Source organism: Microbacterium sp. NPDC055599 (genome assembly GCF_053618975.1).
This window is the reverse complement of record NZ_JBSHIM010000004.1, coordinates 148534-164612: the sequence shown is the minus strand read 5'-3', so window position 1 is coordinate 164612 and position 16079 is coordinate 148534. Positions and strand designations below refer to the sequence as shown.

The window sequence follows — 16079 nt, the reverse complement described above, 5'->3', positions numbered from 1 at the left end:
GATCGACGCGCGGCCGTCCTCCTCGGAGGGCGGCCGCGCGTCGTCACTCCGACAGCGGCTGCTTCGGCAGGCGCCGCACCTTCGCCCGGCGACGACGACGCTCCGGGATCATCGAGCGCATCTCTTCGAGCTTGCCGAAGCAGAACAACCGGTCGTCCGCCTCCAGCACGACGTGCTTGCGCGGGTTCGGGATCACGCTCACCCCGCGGTGCAACGTGAGCACGGTGATGTCACGCTCCCACAGTCCGGCTTCACCCAGGGTCTTCCCCACCAGGTCGGCGGCGCCGTGCACCATCAGCTCCGCCACGCCGTACCCCGTCGACACCGTCAGGCGCTGTCGCACGTCGATCTCGGGGAACGCCACCTGCCCGGCGATGTAGTCGATGATGGCGCCGGCGACGTCGAGCTTCGTGGCCGTCTCGATGCCCTGCAGTCCCGGCGAGGAGTTCACCTCCATGACGAGCGGTCCCTCGTCGCCCTCGAGCATGTCCACTCCCGCCACCCTCAGCCCCATGATCTGCGCCGAACGGACGGCCGCCCGCTCGTACACCGGGTCGAGCTCGATCGCCTCCACCGATCCGCCGCGGTGCACGTTCGAGCGGAACTCGTCGCCGGCCGCCGACCGCCGCATCGCCGCGACGACGCGGTCGCCCACGACCAGCGCACGGATGTCGCGCCCACGACTCTCGGAGATGAACTTCTGGATGAGCACGTTCTGCTTCGTGGAGTGCAGGGTCTCGATGATCGCCTCGGCGACCTTGACCTGTGGGGCGAGGATCACGCCGATCCCCTGCGTGCCCTCGAGCAGCTTGATCACGACCGGGGCACCGCCGACGCGCTCGATCGCCGGGCGCACATCGGCGCGGTTGCGCACGAAAGCGGTGGGCGGCATCGCGATGTTGTGCCGGGAGAGGATCTGGTTGGCGCGGAGCTTGTCGCGCGCGCTCGAGATGCCGTTGGCGGTGTTCGGGGTGTACACGTCCATCTGCTCGAACTGGCGGACCACCGCCGTACCGAAGTAGGTGATCGAGTTCCCGATGCGCGGCAGGATCGCGTCGTAGTCGCTCAGCTGGCGTCCCCGGTAGTGCAGGTCGGGTTCATCGGAGGTGAGGTCGATCGCGAAGCGAAGGGTGTTCAGCACCTTGACGTTGTGCCCCCGCTGCAGCGCGGCGGCCCGGAGGCGCTGGGTGGAGTACGCCTGCGGCGCACGGGACAGCACTGCGATCTTCACGGGGGATTTCCTGCCAGGATGTATCAGGTGAGTAGGTCTACCCATTCAAACACCCTCACGGGGTGGCGAGAGTGGGTCAGCCTGCCCGATCTCGGCGTCGACTGGATCAAGGCGAAGATCGACACCGGCGCGCGCACCTCATCGCTGCACGCGTTCGACGTGCACGAGTTCGAGCGTGAGGGCGAGGCGTGGGTCCGCTTCCGGGTGAACCCGTGGCAGGACAGCCAGGACGACGCGGTCGTCGTCGAGTGCCCTGTGCACGATCGCCGCGCCGTGCGCAGCTCGTCCGGGCACGCGCAGGAGCGTCTGGTGGTGCAACTGATCATCCGCCTGGTCGACCGCGAGGTGCTGGCCGAGGTCACCCTCAGCAACCGGGACGAGATGGGGTTCCGCATGCTCATCGGTCGCGAGGCCCTGCGTCACGGCTACGTCGTGGACCCCGCGCGCTCGTTCCTCGGTGGAAGGGCACCGCGCGAGGCACGCCGCCGCAACCGGGGACGCGCCTGAGGGAAGCGGGCGACCCGACGCGGCTCAGGCGCGGATGAGGACGGTGCCGACCGCCTTGTCGTGCAGGCCGCGCTGATCCGCATCCCAGACGACCGCCGGGATCACGACGAGCAGCAGCAGCGTGCGAACGACCGGCCGCCACAGCCCGATCCAGGCGCCGTCGAGACGCACCAGGCGCATGCCGAGGATGCGGTGACCCGGGCTACCCCCCGCGGTGGGGATGAACAGGATCTGCAGGACCGCGAACACCAGCAGCGGAGCGAACTGCGTCAGACCCGCCTCGGACGGCAGCGCGAACTGGTCGAACCCGAGGAAGCCGGTGGCGATGATCGTGGCGGCCGCGTAGTCGATCACGAGAGCGCCGATGCGTCGTCCGGGACGGGCGATGCTTCCCGTTCCCGACTCCGGGAGTCCGAGTCGTTCACCGGGGTACCTGTTCACCGCATCCGTCACCACACCAGCCTACCGAGCCGTCGGAACCGCGCCTTCCGCCCTCACGCTGTAACACGCTCGAAACAAAGCGGATACCGTGGAGAAATCCCCCGTCCGTACTGTGCAGAGTGGCCCCGAAGCCATCGATCCGCATCACAGGAGTCGTTACATGTTCAAAGATTCGTCCGAGGTACTGGCCTACATCAAGGAGAACGACGTCAAATTCCTTGACATCCGGTTCACCGATCTCCCTGGCGTGCAGCAGCACTTCAACATCCCTGCGGCGACGGTCGACGAGGCCTTCTTCACGGACGGGCAGCTGTTCGACGGCTCCTCGATCCGCGGCTTCGCGAGCATCCACGAGTCGGACATGCAGCTCATCCCCGACGTGACGACGGCCTACATGGACCCGTTCCGCGAGGCGAGCACCCTCGTGATGATCTTCGACATCTACAACCCGCGCACCGGCGAGATCTACTCGAAGGACCCGCGTCAGGTCGCCAAGAAGGCCGAGAAGTACCTCGCGTCGACCGGCATCGCCGACACCGCGTACTTCGCGCCCGAGGCCGAGTTCTACATCTTCGACGACGTGCGCTACTCCGTCACGGCGGGCGAGAGCTTCTACAAGGTCGACTCCGAGGAGGCCGCGTGGAACACCGGTCGCGAGGAGGAGGGCGGCAACCTCGCCAACAAGACCCCGTACAAGGGCGGCTACTTCCCCGTGAGCCCGGTCGACAAGACGGCCGACCTGCGCGACGACATCACGCTCAAGCTGATCGAGGCCGGCTTCATCCTCGAGCGCTCGCACCACGAGGTCGGCACGGCGGGCCAGCAGGAGATCAACTACCGCTTCGACACGATGGTGCACTCGGCGGACGACATCCTGAAGTTCAAGTACATCGTGAAGAACACGGCCGAGGAGTGGGGCAAGGTCGCCACCTTCATGCCCAAGCCGCTCTACGGTGACAACGGCTCCGGCATGCACACGCACCAGTCGCTGTGGAACGACGGCAAGCCGCTGTTCTACGACGAGGCCGGCTACGGCCAGCTCAGCGACATCGCCCGCTGGTACATCGGCGGCATCCTGGCGCACGCTCCCGCGCTGCTCGCCTTCACGAACCCGACGCTGAACAGCTACCACCGTCTGGTGAAGGGCTTCGAGGCTCCGGTCAACCTGGTGTACTCGGCCGGCAACCGCTCCGCCGCGATCCGTATCCCGATCACGGGCTCCAACCCGAAGGCCAAGCGCATCGAGTTCCGCGCTCCCGACGCCTCCGGCAACCCGTACCTCGCCTTCGCGGCGCAGCTCATGGCAGGTCTCGACGGCATCAAGAACCGCATCGAGCCGCACGAGCCGGTCGATAAGGACCTCTACGAGCTTCCGCCCGAGGAGGCCAAGAACATCCCGCAGGTGCCGAACTCGCTGCTCGACTCGCTCGAGGCGCTCCGCAACGACCACCAGTTCCTCCTCGAGGGCGGCGTGTTCACCGAGGAGCTCATCGAGACCTGGATCTCCTACAAGTACGAGAACGAGATCCTGCCGATCGCGCAGCGTCCGCACCCGTTCGAGTACGAGCTGTACTTCGGAGTGTGACCCGCACCGCGAAGCGCCCGCCGGGATTCCTGGCGGGCGCTTCCGCGTGTCCGGGGGTCATTCCACACACCCTCTTGCAGGTCCCTGCCCCGGAGTCAAGCCCGAAGACGGGAATCGTGCAGGGCCCTAGCGTGAGAGAGTCGCCGGGCTACCCGACCCGGCGACGGGGAGGCTGCACCATGTGGACGCAGGAGGCGACGCCGACCGAGGCTCTGCTCGACAGCCGATACCGGCTGGGCGATGCCGTGGGCGTCGGCGGCATGGCGACCGTGTACCGCGCCGAGGACATCGCGCTGGAGCGCACGGTCGCGGTCAAGATCTTCCGCACCTCGGACGATGCCGTGACCTCGACGGACCGTGCGCACTCCGAGAAGGCGCTGCTCGCCTCCCTCAACCACCCCAACCTGGTCACGCTCCTCGACGCCCGCCTCGACCCCGGCCGGGCGATGTACCTGGTGATGGAGTTCGTTCCCGGCCCCACGCTCAGCAGCCGCCTCTCCCGCTCCGCCGTGACCCCCCAGGAGGTCGCGACCATCGGTGCCGACGTCGCCTCCGCCCTCCATGCCGCTCACGCGGCGGGCATCGTGCACCGTGACGTCAAGCCCTCCAACGTTCTCCTCACCCCGCCGGCGTCGGGCAGCGACCGGTGGACGGCGAAGCTCGCGGATTTCGGGATCGCGTGCATGATCGACACGTCGCGGGTCACCGCGCCGGGCATCGTCCTCGGCACCCTCACGTACATGGCGCCCGAGCAGCTGCGTAACGGCGAGGTACGGCCGTCGGTCGACATCTACGCGCTGGGCCTTGTGCTCCTGGAGGCACTGACCGGCACACCCGGCTTCGCGCCCACCCTGAGCGTCGAGACCGCCCTCGCCCGCCTGCACCTGGCGCCGGACGTTCCCGCGTCGCTCGGACAGGACTGGGGGCGGCTGCTCACCGCGATGACGAGCATCGACCCGGCCGAACGGCCGCACGCCGCCGAGGTCGCGGTCGAGCTGCGGCGGTTGAGCGCAGCACTCGCGGAGGCCGACGAGCGCGCCACCGCTCCCCTTCCCGCCGTCGTCGCGCCCGCCGCCACGCGCGTCCTGCCCGTTCCCGGCATCCCCTCGCCCGCCGCATCCTCGGCGCCCGTGGCCCCGCTGGTCATCCCTCCCGTGCCGCCGCTCCCCGCCCCCGCGGCTCCGGCTCGGCCGCTCACCCGTGCCCAGGCCCGGCGGCGGCTCGCCGCCCGTGCGGTCGCTGCACCGCGCCGGACACCGCGGCGACGCGACAGTCTGCTCTTCGCCGCCGTCGTCGCCATCGGAGCCGTCACCACGATCGCGGTGTCGCTGTCGGGCCAGGGCACGCAAGCCGTGGCGAGCTCCGGCGCCGTGCTGCGCGGGGCCTCGTCCTTCGAAGCGCCCACCGCGACGGAGAGCACCCCGCCTTCCGTGGTCGAAATGCCCGCCGCTGTCGCCCCGGCCCCCGCCGAGTCCGTCACCGTCGAGTCTGTCGACGACGAGCACTCGACCGAGCAAGCGGACAAGGAGACGCAGAACGGGGCGGAGAAGCAGAACAAGGGCAAGGGTAACCAGAACGAGGGCGCGAAGGGCAAGGGCGAGGAGACGGGCCCGGGTGGAAAGCCGGGCTCCGCAAGCCAGACGAAGGTCGACACGTCGACGGTTGTCGAGCAGCCCGCCTCACCGGCCACGGATGATGGAGCCGCGGTCGAGACGCCGGGCAAGGGTGACAAGGGCAAGGGCTCGCAGGGCAAGGGCTCGGACGACTAGGCCCGGCGTTCAGCCGCACGCCCTCGGGTGTCGCTGAGCGCGCCGGGCCCCGGTGTGGAGCAAGATCGAGTGCGAGCACGCACAGTTGGAGGGGACATGCGCCGCAGGAGAATCATCGCGACCGACGAGGCGCAGACCGTATCGGCCCAGCGCCGCTCCCCCACCTCGGTGGTCGCAGGGGCGAGAGCGAACCCGTTCATGTTCGGGCTGCTGGGAGCCCTGGGCGTCCTGGTCGCTCTCGCGATCGGCGGCATCGTCAATCAGCTCGCGACCGTACTGGTCTACATCGGCGTCGCGATCTTCCTCGCGCTCGGACTCGACCCCATCGTCACCAGCATCGAGCGCAAGCTCCCCCGTCCCGCCGCCGTCGCGATCGTCGTCGCCGGCGTCGTCCTCGCGTTCGCCGGGATCATCCTCGCCATCGTCCCGATCCTCGTCGAACAGATCACCAACCTGATCAAAGACGGTCCGAAGATGATCGAGGACTTCATGAAGACGGACTGGTACAAGGACATGAGCGCCCAGTTCGGCTCGACCATCACCGATGCCGTCAACGGCGTGCTCGGCTTCGTGCAGGACCCCGACAACTTCTTCGACATCGGCGGCGGTGTCTTCGCGGTCGGCGCCGGGATCGCCGGAGGCATCACCGGCGTCACCATCGTCCTGATCCTGACGCTGTACTTCATGGCGTCGCTGCGCAGCATGAAGCGTGTCGCCGCTCGCTTCGTGCCCGCCTACCAGCGCGACACGTTCAGCGAACTCCTGGAGGACGTCTCGAGCGCGGTCGGTCGCTACGTGATCGGTCAGGCGAGCCTCGCCCTGACCAACGGCGTGCTCAGCCTGATCTTCCTCAGCATCATCGGCGCACCGGTGCCGGCGCTGCTGGCCCTCATCGCCTTCATCGGCTCGATGATCCCGCTCGTCGGAACCCTGTCGGCATCGATCATCATCTCGCTGATCTGCCTGTTCGAGTCGCCCACGACCGCGCTCATCGCGATCATCTACTACCTCGTGTACATGCAGATCGAGGCATACGTGCTGTCGCCCCGCATCATGAGCCGCGCGGTCGCCGTTCCGGGGGCTCTCGTGGTGATCGCGGCCGTCGCGGGTGGTGCGCTCGGCGGGATCCTCGGCGCGCTGGTGGCCATCCCGATCGCGGCGAGCATCATCATCATCGTGCAGAAGGTGGTGTTCCCGACACAGGACCGGAAGAAGACACCACCGGCCGTGACGGTCGCGTGATCAGCGGACGGTGACGGCGCCCGCCTGCACGCGCACCGCGAACGACGAGATCTCCCCGACCTCCTCGCCGTCGATCTCGAACCTCTGCGGAGCCGCAAGGCGCACCTCGATGCGCTCGGCGGAGACGTGCGTGGTGGAGTCCGTGCTCACCGCCTGATCGACACTCCCGAGAATCCGTCGGATGCCGTTGTCCCACACCACGGAGCGGACGGTATCGAGCCACTGGAGGGGTCCGTCGGCGCTGATCAGCAGCATGTCGAGGAGCCCGTCGTCGACGAGGGCGTCGGGCAGCAGCCGGATACCGCCCTGCAACATGCCGCAGTTTCCGATCAGGAGGGTGTGCCCACGCAGCTCCTGCGGCTCACCGTCGTCCAACTGCAGCGTGATGTCGGTCATCTCCGTGCCGGCGAGTGCCCGGCCCATCGCCTCGACGTACGCGAGCCATCCCGCGCGGTCCTTGAGGTCGTCATTGGTCTCCACCAGCATCTGGGCATCGACGCCGAAGCCCACCATGACCGAGAACGCGTGCTCCTCCCCGTCGATCTCGACCCATCCGAGGTCGATGTTCCGCGGCTCGCTGTCGCGGACGTGCTCCAGCGCGGGAAGGACGCCCTCCAGGGGGATGCCGAGGTTGCGGGCTAGGAGGTTGCCGGTGCCCTGCGGCACGATGCCGAGGGCGACCCCGGTCTCCGCGAGGGCCTCCGCGACCGCTCGGATGGTCCCGTCTCCGCCCACCGCGATGACCGGGTCACAGCCCTCCGCGACCGCCTCCGCCGCCATGCCACGGCCCGCGTCCTCCGGGGTGGTCTCCCACCAGCGGACCTCCGCATCATCGCCGAACGCGAGCCGGACGGCCTCCTCGAGAACCGCCCTGTCCGACTTCGTGGGGTTCCAGATCACTGCCAGAGGAGAAGACGTCATGCGCTCAGCCTGGGCGACCGGAGCCGTTCCCGCAACTCGGTTGACAGTCACCCGTAGAACAGGTGCTCGAAGGTCCGCCGAGCCCGGCGCGTGACACCCAGGTAGTCCTCCTCGAGCTGCGTGGCCGCGCGGTTCGGGTAGCCCAGCAGCCGCGCCAGCGCGTCGAGCTGCCGGCGGTCGGCCGGGAGCACGTCGCTGGTCTGTCCGGTGAGCAGGGTGATGGCCGACCGGAGCCGGCTCGACAGCAGCCAGGCGGCGCGCAGACGCTCCGCGTCCTCCTCCTCCACGAGCCCGGCAGCGACCGCCGCGTCCAGCGCCCGCAGTGTCGAGGTGGTGCGGAGTCCCGGCACCTCCGCCGCATGCTGCAGCTGCAGCAGCTGCACGAGCCACTCCACGTCGCTCAGGGTTCCCGGTCCGAGCTTGAGGTGCCGTCGCGGATCCGTGCCCTGCGGCAGCCGCTCCCCCTCGACCCGCGCCTTGATGCGCTTGATCTCCCTCAGCCCCTGGAGGTCGACCGTGTCGGGGTAGCGGATCGAATCGGCGAGCTCCGTGAACCGCGCGATCAGCTTGACGCTCCCCGCGACGCCCTGCGCGCGCAGCAGCGCCTGCGCCTCCCACGACAGCGACCAGCGACGGTAGTACGCCGTGTACGCGTCGAACGAGCGCACCAGCGGACCGTTGCGCCCCTCCGGACGCAGTCCGGCGTCGAGCTCCAGCGGCAGCCGGTGGTCGGTGAGGTGCTCGCGCAGACCCGCCACGATCTTCGTGGCGAGCTTCTCGGCGCGCTGCGGATCCACGCCGTTCGCGTCGTACACGTACAGCACGTCCGCGTCGGAGCCGAACCCGAGCTCGCCACCGCCGAACCGGCCCATCGCGATCACGGCGAAGTCGAGCGCCGCGTCCTCCGGCGGCACGACCTCACGCATCACCGCGCGCAGCCCGGCCTGGATCGTCGCGGCGGTGATGTCGGTGAGGGCCGTCGCCACCTCCTCGATCGTGAGCACGTCGAGCACCGCGCCCATGGCCGTGCGCAGCAGCTCGCGCCGCCGCAGGGCCCTGACCGCCCGCAGCGCGTCCGCGACCGTCTCGTGCCGCGTCTGGATCGCCCGCGCCTCCTCGTCCAGCGCCTCCGCGCCACGTGGTCGCAGGCGCTCCGTGCTGTCGAGCCAGGCCACGGACTCCGGGATCCACTCGAGCAGCTCCCCGATGTAGCGGGACGACGACAGCAGCCGCGTGAGACTCTCGGCCGCGCCGGAGGAATCCCGCAGCATCCGCAGGAACCACGAGGTGTCGCCCAGCCGCTCGCTGATGCGACGGAACGCCAGGAGCGCGTAGTCCGGGTCGCTGCCGTCGGCGAACCAGCGCACCATGATCGGCATCAGGTGCCGCTGGATCGTGGCCTTGCGGCTCAACCCTCGCGTCAGGGCACCGATGTGGCGCAGCGCCCCGGCCGGGTCGCGGAACCCGATCGCCGCGAGCCGGTCGTGCGCCTGCTCCAGCGACAGCGTGCGCTCCTCCTCCGGCAGACCGGCGACCGCGCTCAGCAGCGGGCGGTAGAACAGGCGCGTGTGGATCTCGCGCACCTCGCGGCGCACGGCCTCCCAGCGCGCCCAGATGGCGTCGCCGCTGTCGGCCAGTCCGGTCGCGCGGGCGAGGAACCGTCGTCCGGCCGGCGTGCGGGGCATCAGGTGCGTGCGGGAGAGCTCGCGCAACTGCAACCGGTGCTCCATGAGCCGCAGCACGCGGTAGTCGGCGGCGAAGGTCGCCGCGTCCGCCCGGCCGATGTACCCGCCGTCGACGAGGGCGTCGAGGCTCTCCAGCGTGCCGCGGGTGCGCAGCGTCTCGTCGGTCAGCCCGTGCACGAGCTGCAGGAGCTGAACCGTGAACTCGATGTCGCGCAGACCGCCCGCGCCGAGCTTGAGCTGGTACGGCGCGTCCTCCGGATCGATGTGCTCCATGACCCGTTCGCGCATGCGCTGCACGTTCTCGACGAACTCCTCGCGCGCGGCGCTCGACCACACGAGGGGCTGCACGGCCGCGATGTACTCCGCACCCAGCACGGGGTCGCCCGCGAGCGGCCGTGCCTTCAGCAGCGCCTGGAACTCCCACCCCTTCGCCCAGCGGTCGTAGTAGGCGGCGTGCGAGGCGAGCGAGCGCACCAGGGCCCCCTGCTTGCCCTCGGGCCGCAGCGCCGCATCGACCTCCCACAGGGGCGGCTCGACCTCGATCGCGCTGAGGGCACGCATCGTCTCGCGCGCCAGTCGCGTCGCGATGTCGATGGCCCGTGCCTCCGACACGACCGCGTCATCGGCGGTTCCCGCGACGAAGATGACGTCGACGTCGCTGACGTAGTTCAGCTCCCGCGCGCCGGCCTTGCCCATGCCGATGATCGCGAGCCGGGTCGCGGCGAGCTCGTCGTGGCCGGTGCTCGCGCGCAGCCGCGCCCGCGCTACCGCCAGCGCCGCCTCCAGCGCCGCACCGGCGAGGTCGGCAAGCGCCGCGGCGACCGCGGGCACCGCGTCCTCCGGGCGCTCGTGCGCGAGGTCGAACGCGGCGATCGCGGCGAGCTCACGCCGATACGCCACGCGCACCGCCACGACCGCGTCGTCGTCGCCCGCCGCCGCGACACCGTCGCTGGCGTCCACGGCGGCGAGGAGGCGGCTGCGCAGCGCGTCGGCCGATGACAGCGCCGACACGGGCTCGCTGAGCACGGAGAGCTGTGCGGGGTGGCGCAGGAAGAACTCGGCGAGCCCGGTCGAGGCGCCGAACACCCGCCACACCGTGGGGCGGGCCTCCGCATCGTCGACGAGCGGCCGCACCGCCTCCGGGTCACGGCGCGCCACCCGGAGCAGACCGCGCACCGCGGCATCCGGGTCTGCGGCGCCCATGCCGTCGAGCAGCCCCGCACGGGGTCGGCCCAGCAACGACTCCAGCTCTGCCAGCGACGCGGCGGCCTCGGACAGCTCGGAGAAACCGATCCGTGCGAGCGCGGAGAGCGAGACGGAGGCGTCGGGTCGGGCCATGCCGCGCCTCAGAGGAGCTCGAGGTTGTTCTTCAGCTCCAGCGGCGTGACCTGCCCGCGGTACGCCTCCCACTCCTTGCGCTTGTTGAGCAGCACGTAGTTGAACACCTGCTCGCCCAGCGTCTCGGCCACGAGCTCGGACTCCTCCATGTACTCCAGCGCGTGGTCGAGGCTCGCGGGCAGGGCGGAGTAGCCCAGCGCACGGCGCTCGGCGTCGCTCAGCGCCCACACGTTGTCCTCGGCCTCCGGCGGCAGCTCGTACCCCTCCTCGATGCCCTTGAGGCCGGCGGCGAGCATGAGCGCGTAAGCCAGATAGGGGTTCGCGGCCGAGTCGAGCGCGCGGTACTCCACGCGCGACGACTGCCCCTTGTTCGGCTTGTACATCGGCACCCGGACGAGCGCCGAACGGTTGTTGTGACCCCACGTGATGAAGCTGGGGGCCTCGTCGCCGCCCCACAGCCGCTTGTACGAGTTGACGAACTGGTTGGTCACGGCGGAGATCTCGTTCGCGTGCCGCAGGAGCCCGGCGATGAAGTGACGGCCCGTCTTGGACAGCTGGTACTTCGCCCCCTCCTCGTAGAACGCGTTCTGATCGCCCTCGAACAGCGACATGTGCGTGTGCATGCCGCTGCCGGGCTGACCGCTGAGCGGCTTCGGCATGAACGTGGCGTACACGCCCTGCTCGATGGCCACCTCCTTGATCACGGTGCGGAACGTCATGACATTGTCGGCCGTGGTGAGGGCGTCGGCGTAGCGCAGGTCAATCTCGTTCTGGCCGGGACCGCCCTCGTGGTGGCTGAACTCCACCGAGATGCCGAGGTCTTCGAGCATGCGCACCGAGCGGCGCCGGAAGTCATGGGCCGTACCGCCCGGCACGTTGTCGAAGTACCCGGCGGAGTCGACCGGGACCGGACCCTCCGGCCCGAACGACGAGGACTTGAGCAGGTAGAACTCGATCTCCGGGTGCGTGTAGAACGTGAAGCCCGCGTCAGCGGCCTTCGCGAGCGCACGCTTGAGCACGTGACGCGGATCCGCCACCGCCGGCTGCCCGTCCGGGGTGGTGAGGTCGCAGAACATGCGCGCCGTCGGGTCGATCTCCCCGCGCCACGGCAGCGTCTGGAACGTGGTCGGGTCGGGCTGCGCCAGCAGATCGGACTCGTACGTGCGGGTGAGGCCCTCGATGGCCGAGCCGTCGAAGCCGATGCCCTCCGCGAACGCCCCCTCGACCTCGGCCGGCGCGATCGCGACCGACTTCAGCGTGCCGATCACGTCGGTGAACCACAGCCGCACGAACTTGACGCCGCGCTCCTCGATCGTGCGAAGCACGAAGTCCCTCTGCTTGTCCATGGCTACTCTGCGCCCTGGCCCTTCGCGTCGGAGCCGAAGCCGCTCGACGGCTTCGCGTCCCAGCCCTGCTCCGCGGCCTCCTCCTCGGCCCAGGCACGCGACCGCTCCTGGAGGACCTCGGGCGCACGACGCGCCTCGGCCTCGGTGTCGAAGGGGCCGACGCGGTCGATCGAGGGCGACAGCATGCCGAACTCGACCTCGCCAGTGGCGGAGTTGTACCAGTACTTGTGATCGCCGTCGGTCATGGCTTCTCCTTCTTCCCGCGAGTCGTTCGGGTGATGTCATCGATCCTACTGGCGCACACAGCGGTCGCTAAGCTATCGGCCATGGCAAAAGCGATCGGCGTCGACATCGGCGGCACGGGTATCAAAGCGGGAATCGTCGACCTCGAACACGGCACCATGGCCTCGGATCGGGTACGCGTGCCCACCCCGGAGGGTGCGGCGCCGGAGGACGTGCTCCTCGCCGTGCAGACCGTGCTCAAGACCCTCGACGTGCACGAGTCGACGCTCCCCCTCGGCGTGGCCTTCCCGGCGATCGTCAAGCGCGGCAAGACCCTGTCCGCCGCCAACGTGTCCAAGAAGTGGATCGACTTCGACGCGGAGCGGTTCTTCCGCGACGGGCTCGGCCGCAACATCGTGTTCGTGAACGACGCCGACGCGGCGGGTGTGGCCGAGGCTCGCCACGGTGCCGCGCGCGACGTGATCGGCTTCACGCTGCTCACCACTCTCGGAACCGGGATCGGCTCGGCCTTCCTCTACGACGGCGTGCTGCTGCCCAACACCGAGCTCGGCCACCTCAACTTCCGCGGCTTCGAGTCGGTGGAGACCTGGGCGGCCACCTCCGCCCGCGAGCGCGAAGGGCTCAGCTGGGCCGAGTGGGCGGAGCGGCTGCAGGAGTTCTACTCCCACATCGAGTTCATCTTCAGCCCCGACCTGTTCGTGGTCGGCGGCGGGGTGTCGAAGAACGCGGGCGACTTCCTCCCGCTGCTCGACCTCAAGACCCCGATCGTCCCGGCGATCCACCGCAACAACTCGGGCATCATCGGCGCCGCGTCACTCGCCGGCGACTGACACCAGCGCGACTCGTGGAAGGCCCCGCAGAGCATCTGCGGGGCCTTTCCTCGTGGGGCGAATGGGCCGGCCTGTACGCCGGGTTCTGTTCCGGGGTTCTTCGCCCCTTCGACGGCCATCTCTCTCGGCGACACGTTGCCGTGCCGCTCCAGCGGTCTACCCGAGGACTCGGCGGGCCGCGTCAACATCCTCTGTCTGACCTTGCTCCGGGCGAGGTTTACCTGGCGGGCCGTGTCACCACGGCCCCCGGTGGTCTCTTACACCACCCTTTCACCCTTACCCGCGATCCGAGGATCACGGGCGGTCTGCTCTCTGTGGCACTTTCTCGCGGATCACTCCGGGTGGGTGTTACCCACCGCCCTGCCCTGTGGAGCCCGGACGTTCCTCGGTGCGGTCACCCGCCACGCGACCGTCCAGCCGACCCATTCGCCCCACCAGTCTACGGCGCTCACTTCTCCGCGGAATCCGCGATGCGCAGGTCGAGCGGCACCTCGATCGGGAACGTGCCGAACAGGCGGGTCGTCGCGACCTCCGCCGCCTCCCGCACCGCAGCCGCAGCAGCCTCGGCGTGCTCGCGCGGAGTGTGCACGACGATCTCGTCGTGCAGGAAGAACGCCAGATGCGGCTCGCGGGCGAACGGGCCGGAGGCCTCGGCGGCCCCGAACACGGGCGGCAGCTGCTGCAGCCGGTGTCGGATCTCGGCGAGCCAGATGAGCGACCACTCGGCCGCCGTGCCCTGCACCACGAAGTTGCGGGTGAAGCGTCCCCAGTCCCGGGCTCGCCGACGAGCGAGGGCCACCACGGCGGGATCGGCCTCCGCGGCCGTCGCATCCGACTGCAACCGCATCCACTCGTCCGACGGCCGCGGCGAGGACCGGCCCAGCCACGTCGAGACGATCCCGCCGTCCTCTCCCGTGCGCGCCGCCTCGTCGACGAGGGCCATGGCGCGCGGGTAGACGCGGCGCAACCGTGGCACCAGACGGCCGCTGTCGCCGCTCGTCGCGCCGTACATGGCCCCGAGCACCGCGTACTTCGCCTCTTCACGGGTCGCGACCGCGCCCGACGCCACGACACCCGCGTAGAGGTCGCCACCGCGCGCCGCCTCGGCCATCGCTTCATCCGCCGCCATGGCCGCCAGCATCCGCGGCTCCAGCTGCGCGACATCCGCGACCACCAGCGTCCATCCGGGGTCGGCCCGCACGGCGGGTCGCAGGTTCCGCGGCAGCTGCAGCGCTCCCCCGCCGGCCGAGGCCCAGCGCCCCGTGACCACGCCACCGGGGATGTAGACCGGACGGAACCGCCCCTCGTGCACCCACTCGGACAGCCACGTCCACCCGTTCGCGCTCAGCAGCCGGGACAGCTTCTTGTACGCCAGCAGCGGCTCGACGACGGGATGGTCCTGCGTCGACAGCTCCCACTTGCTCGTGGACTCGACCTGCACTCCGACGCGATGCAGGGCGCGCAGCAGCTTGGGCTGGCTGTCCAGGTGGAGAGTCGCATCGCCGAGGAGCGCTCGCACCTCGTCCGCACGCTCCACCATGTGCCGGGGAAGACCGCCGCCCGCGGGCCGGGCGCCGAGGGTCTCGGTGAGGATCGCGTCGTGCACCGCCGTGTCCCAGGGCAACCCGGCGGCGCGCATCTCCTCGGCGATCAGGCCACCTGCGGACTCGGCGGCGCACAGGAGCGTCAGCCGCCCGTCCCGCGCGGCGGCGATCACCCGGCGTTGCGCGCGGTACTGCTCCAGGGCCGCGACGACCGCGGTCTCCCCCGATTCCTCGTCGAACGCGTCGAACAGGGAGGGCGTCGCGTCGGCGGGCTGCCGCGGCTCCCAGGCGGCAGACGGAGGCAGCGGCGCGGGCACCGTCGCGGTGTCCCGCAAGATCGCATGGCACAGGACCAGGTCGTGACTGCGGCCGATGCGGACTCCCTCCCGCAGCAGCAGTGCGTACACCTCGGCGGCCGAGCGCAGGATCCACCGGGGGCCGTCCTCCGCCTCCGTCGCGGCGACCCAGGACGCGAGTTCGCCCGCGGGCACGAGCGTCCGACCGCTCTCCCGGTCGTGCTCGTCGAGCTCGACCGCCGCGTACTCGGCCGCCCCGAGCGCGATCAGGGCGATGCGGCGCTCCGTGCCCGACGCCGGCACCGTCATCGGCGGTGCACGACGGATGCGCTCACGAGAGCCCCGACTCCTCGGTGCGGACGAGGATGCAGCCGCACTCGGGGCAGGAGACCACGGCGTCCTCCGGGGCTCGGCGGATCTCGTTGAGGTCGGTGCCAGGGAGCATCATGCGGCAGCCCTCGCAGGTGCCGCGGGTGAGGAGCGCCGCCCCCGCGCTGTTCTGCGCGCGGCGGTCGTACTCCGCCAGCAGCGGGGCGGGGATCGAGCCGGCGACGGCCTCCCGGTCACGCGTCAGCTGAGCGCCGAGCTCGGTGGCCGCCGCCACGTCGGCCTTCGCCTGCGCGGTCAGGGCCGTGCCCTCGGTCGTGGTCGTGTCGAGCAGCGCCTGCTGAGCGGCGACGGCGGCATCGGCCTCTTCCACGCGCCCCATCACGTCGAGCTCCGCGTCTTCCAGATCGCTCAGGCGCTTGGCCAGGCTGGCGAGCTCGTGCTCGAGCGCCTGCGCCTCCTTCGCGTTGGTCGCCGCCGCCAGACGCGCGGTGTCGCGGTCCCGGCGCTGTTCGGCCAGGGACACGTCGGACTCCAGCCGCGCGAGCTCGGCCCGCGCATCGTCCCGCGCGCCGGTGAGAACCGTGAGCTCGCGGAGCTGCTCCTGGCGGACGGCGACGAGCTCGGTGATCCGCGCCGCCTGACTCGGCTGGGTGCGGGCGCGCTCGGCCTGCGCGATGCGCCGGTCGAGGTCCGCGATGTCGAGCAGGGTGCGCTGGTTCTCCGGGGTGGCGTTCACGCTCTCAAATCTAGTCGGTCGGCCGTCGTCCGGGC

13 protein-coding genes and 1 other RNA gene are annotated in these 16079 nt (G+C 70.2%); 5 read left to right on the top strand and 9 right to left on the bottom strand.

Annotation, left to right across the window (positions count from 1 at the left end):
- Nucleotides 1–43: 43 nt before the first annotated feature.
- Nucleotides 44–1231 (bottom strand): RimK family alpha-L-glutamate ligase, encoded by a 1188-nt coding sequence (locus ACWGQ1_RS05320; RefSeq protein ID WP_136030304.1) that lies wholly within the window; start codon nucleotides 1229–1231, stop codon nucleotides 44–46.
- Nucleotides 1232–1249: 18 nt separating this feature from the next.
- On the opposite strand from ACWGQ1_RS05320, the gene ACWGQ1_RS05315 reads away from it, so the two are divergent.
- Nucleotides 1250–1738, top strand: a complete 489-nt coding sequence (locus ACWGQ1_RS05315) for an ATP-dependent zinc protease family protein (protein ID WP_136030302.1) — start codon at nucleotides 1250–1252, stop codon at nucleotides 1736–1738.
- 24 nt (nucleotides 1739–1762) lie between these two features.
- Here ACWGQ1_RS05315 and ACWGQ1_RS05310 read toward each other — a convergent pair whose 3' ends face one another.
- The gene (locus ACWGQ1_RS05310) at nucleotides 1763–2191 is read right to left on the bottom strand and encodes an RDD family protein (RefSeq protein ID WP_372490597.1); all 429 of its coding nucleotides are present in this window, start codon (nucleotides 2189–2191) and stop codon (nucleotides 1763–1765) included.
- 148 nt (nucleotides 2192–2339) lie between these two features.
- Between ACWGQ1_RS05310 and glnA (ACWGQ1_RS05305) the strand changes: the two genes are divergently transcribed.
- From glnA (ACWGQ1_RS05305) to ACWGQ1_RS05295, 3 genes are all read left to right on the top strand, one after another.
- Nucleotides 2340–3764, top strand: coding sequence for a type I glutamate--ammonia ligase (gene glnA / locus ACWGQ1_RS05305; RefSeq protein WP_136030300.1), 1425 nt, complete (start codon nucleotides 2340–2342; stop codon nucleotides 3762–3764).
- 179 nt (nucleotides 3765–3943) lie between these two features.
- On the top strand, nucleotides 3944–5533 hold the full coding sequence (locus ACWGQ1_RS05300) for a protein kinase domain-containing protein (protein ID WP_452312491.1): 1590 nt from the start codon (nucleotides 3944–3946) through the stop codon (nucleotides 5531–5533).
- A 96-nt stretch (nucleotides 5534–5629) separates the two neighbouring features.
- Nucleotides 5630–6775: an AI-2E family transporter gene (locus tag ACWGQ1_RS05295; protein WP_136030295.1), complete on the top strand. Its 1146-nt coding sequence runs from the start codon at nucleotides 5630–5632 to the stop codon at nucleotides 6773–6775.
- Here the strand turns inward: ACWGQ1_RS05295 and ACWGQ1_RS05290 are convergent, their stop codons facing one another.
- From ACWGQ1_RS05290 to ACWGQ1_RS05275, 4 genes are read right to left on the bottom strand one after another with little or no spacing between them, the layout of a single operon-like run.
- Complete coding sequence (locus tag ACWGQ1_RS05290) at nucleotides 6776–7696, bottom strand: diacylglycerol kinase family protein (protein WP_452312490.1); 921 nt, start codon at nucleotides 7694–7696, stop codon at nucleotides 6776–6778.
- A 47-nt stretch (nucleotides 7697–7743) separates the two neighbouring features.
- Entirely contained in the window at nucleotides 7744–10719 is a 2976-nt protein-coding gene (locus ACWGQ1_RS05285) for a bifunctional [glutamine synthetase] adenylyltransferase/[glutamine synthetase]-adenylyl-L-tyrosine phosphorylase (RefSeq protein WP_452312489.1), read from the bottom strand.
- A gap of 8 nt (nucleotides 10720–10727) precedes the next feature.
- Nucleotides 10728–12065 (bottom strand): type I glutamate--ammonia ligase, encoded by a 1338-nt coding sequence (gene glnA, locus ACWGQ1_RS05280; RefSeq protein ID WP_136030252.1) that lies wholly within the window; start codon nucleotides 12063–12065, stop codon nucleotides 10728–10730.
- Nucleotides 12066–12067: 2 nt separating this feature from the next.
- Nucleotides 12068–12310 (bottom strand): SPOR domain-containing protein, encoded by a 243-nt coding sequence (locus ACWGQ1_RS05275; protein WP_136030250.1) that lies wholly within the window; start codon nucleotides 12308–12310, stop codon nucleotides 12068–12070.
- Nucleotides 12311–12391: 81 nt separating this feature from the next.
- On the opposite strand from ACWGQ1_RS05275, the gene ppgK reads away from it, so the two are divergent.
- Nucleotides 12392–13138 (top strand): polyphosphate--glucose phosphotransferase, encoded by a 747-nt coding sequence (ppgK, locus tag ACWGQ1_RS05270; protein ID WP_136036155.1) that lies wholly within the window; start codon nucleotides 12392–12394, stop codon nucleotides 13136–13138.
- A gap of 58 nt (nucleotides 13139–13196) precedes the next feature.
- Here the strand turns inward: ppgK and rnpB are convergent.
- From rnpB to ACWGQ1_RS05255, 3 genes are all read right to left on the bottom strand, one after another.
- Nucleotides 13197–13563, bottom strand: an RNA gene (rnpB, locus tag ACWGQ1_RS05265) — RNase P RNA component class A.
- A 23-nt stretch (nucleotides 13564–13586) separates the two neighbouring features.
- On the bottom strand, nucleotides 13587–15287 hold the full coding sequence (locus tag ACWGQ1_RS05260; protein WP_452312488.1) for a bifunctional 3'-5' exonuclease/DNA polymerase: 1701 nt from the start codon (nucleotides 15285–15287) through the stop codon (nucleotides 13587–13589).
- A gap of 22 nt (nucleotides 15288–15309) precedes the next feature.
- The gene (locus ACWGQ1_RS05255; protein ID WP_136030244.1) at nucleotides 15310–16044 is read right to left on the bottom strand and encodes a zinc ribbon domain-containing protein; all 735 of its coding nucleotides are present in this window, start codon (nucleotides 16042–16044) and stop codon (nucleotides 15310–15312) included.
- Between the last annotated feature and the right edge of the window lie 35 nt (nucleotides 16045–16079).

What these genes read in the sequence shown, in the direction of transcription:
- ACWGQ1_RS05260 (WP_452312488.1), bottom strand. Translation starts at nt 15,287, where the DNA reads ATGACGGTGCCGGCGTCGGGCACGGAGCGCCGCATCGCCCTGATCGCG.
- ACWGQ1_RS05285 (WP_452312489.1), bottom strand. Translation starts at nt 10,719, where the DNA reads ATGGCCCGACCCGACGCCTCCGTCTCGCTCTCCGCGCTCGCACGGATC.
- ACWGQ1_RS05275 (WP_136030250.1), bottom strand. Translation starts at nt 12,310, where the DNA reads ATGACCGACGGCGATCACAAGTACTGGTACAACTCCGCCACTGGCGAG.
- ACWGQ1_RS05315 (WP_136030302.1), top strand. Translation starts at nt 1,250, where the DNA reads ATGTATCAGGTGAGTAGGTCTACCCATTCAAACACCCTCACGGGGTGG.
- ACWGQ1_RS05300 (WP_452312491.1), top strand. Translation starts at nt 3,944, where the DNA reads ATGTGGACGCAGGAGGCGACGCCGACCGAGGCTCTGCTCGACAGCCGA.
- ACWGQ1_RS05290 (WP_452312490.1), bottom strand. Translation starts at nt 7,696, where the DNA reads ATGACGTCTTCTCCTCTGGCAGTGATCTGGAACCCCACGAAGTCGGAC.
- glnA (WP_136030300.1), top strand. Translation starts at nt 2,340, where the DNA reads ATGTTCAAAGATTCGTCCGAGGTACTGGCCTACATCAAGGAGAACGAC.
- ppgK (WP_136036155.1), top strand. Translation starts at nt 12,392, where the DNA reads ATGGCAAAAGCGATCGGCGTCGACATCGGCGGCACGGGTATCAAAGCG.
- ACWGQ1_RS05295 (WP_136030295.1), top strand. Translation starts at nt 5,630, where the DNA reads ATGCGCCGCAGGAGAATCATCGCGACCGACGAGGCGCAGACCGTATCG.
- glnA (WP_136030252.1), bottom strand. Translation starts at nt 12,065, where the DNA reads ATGGACAAGCAGAGGGACTTCGTGCTTCGCACGATCGAGGAGCGCGGC.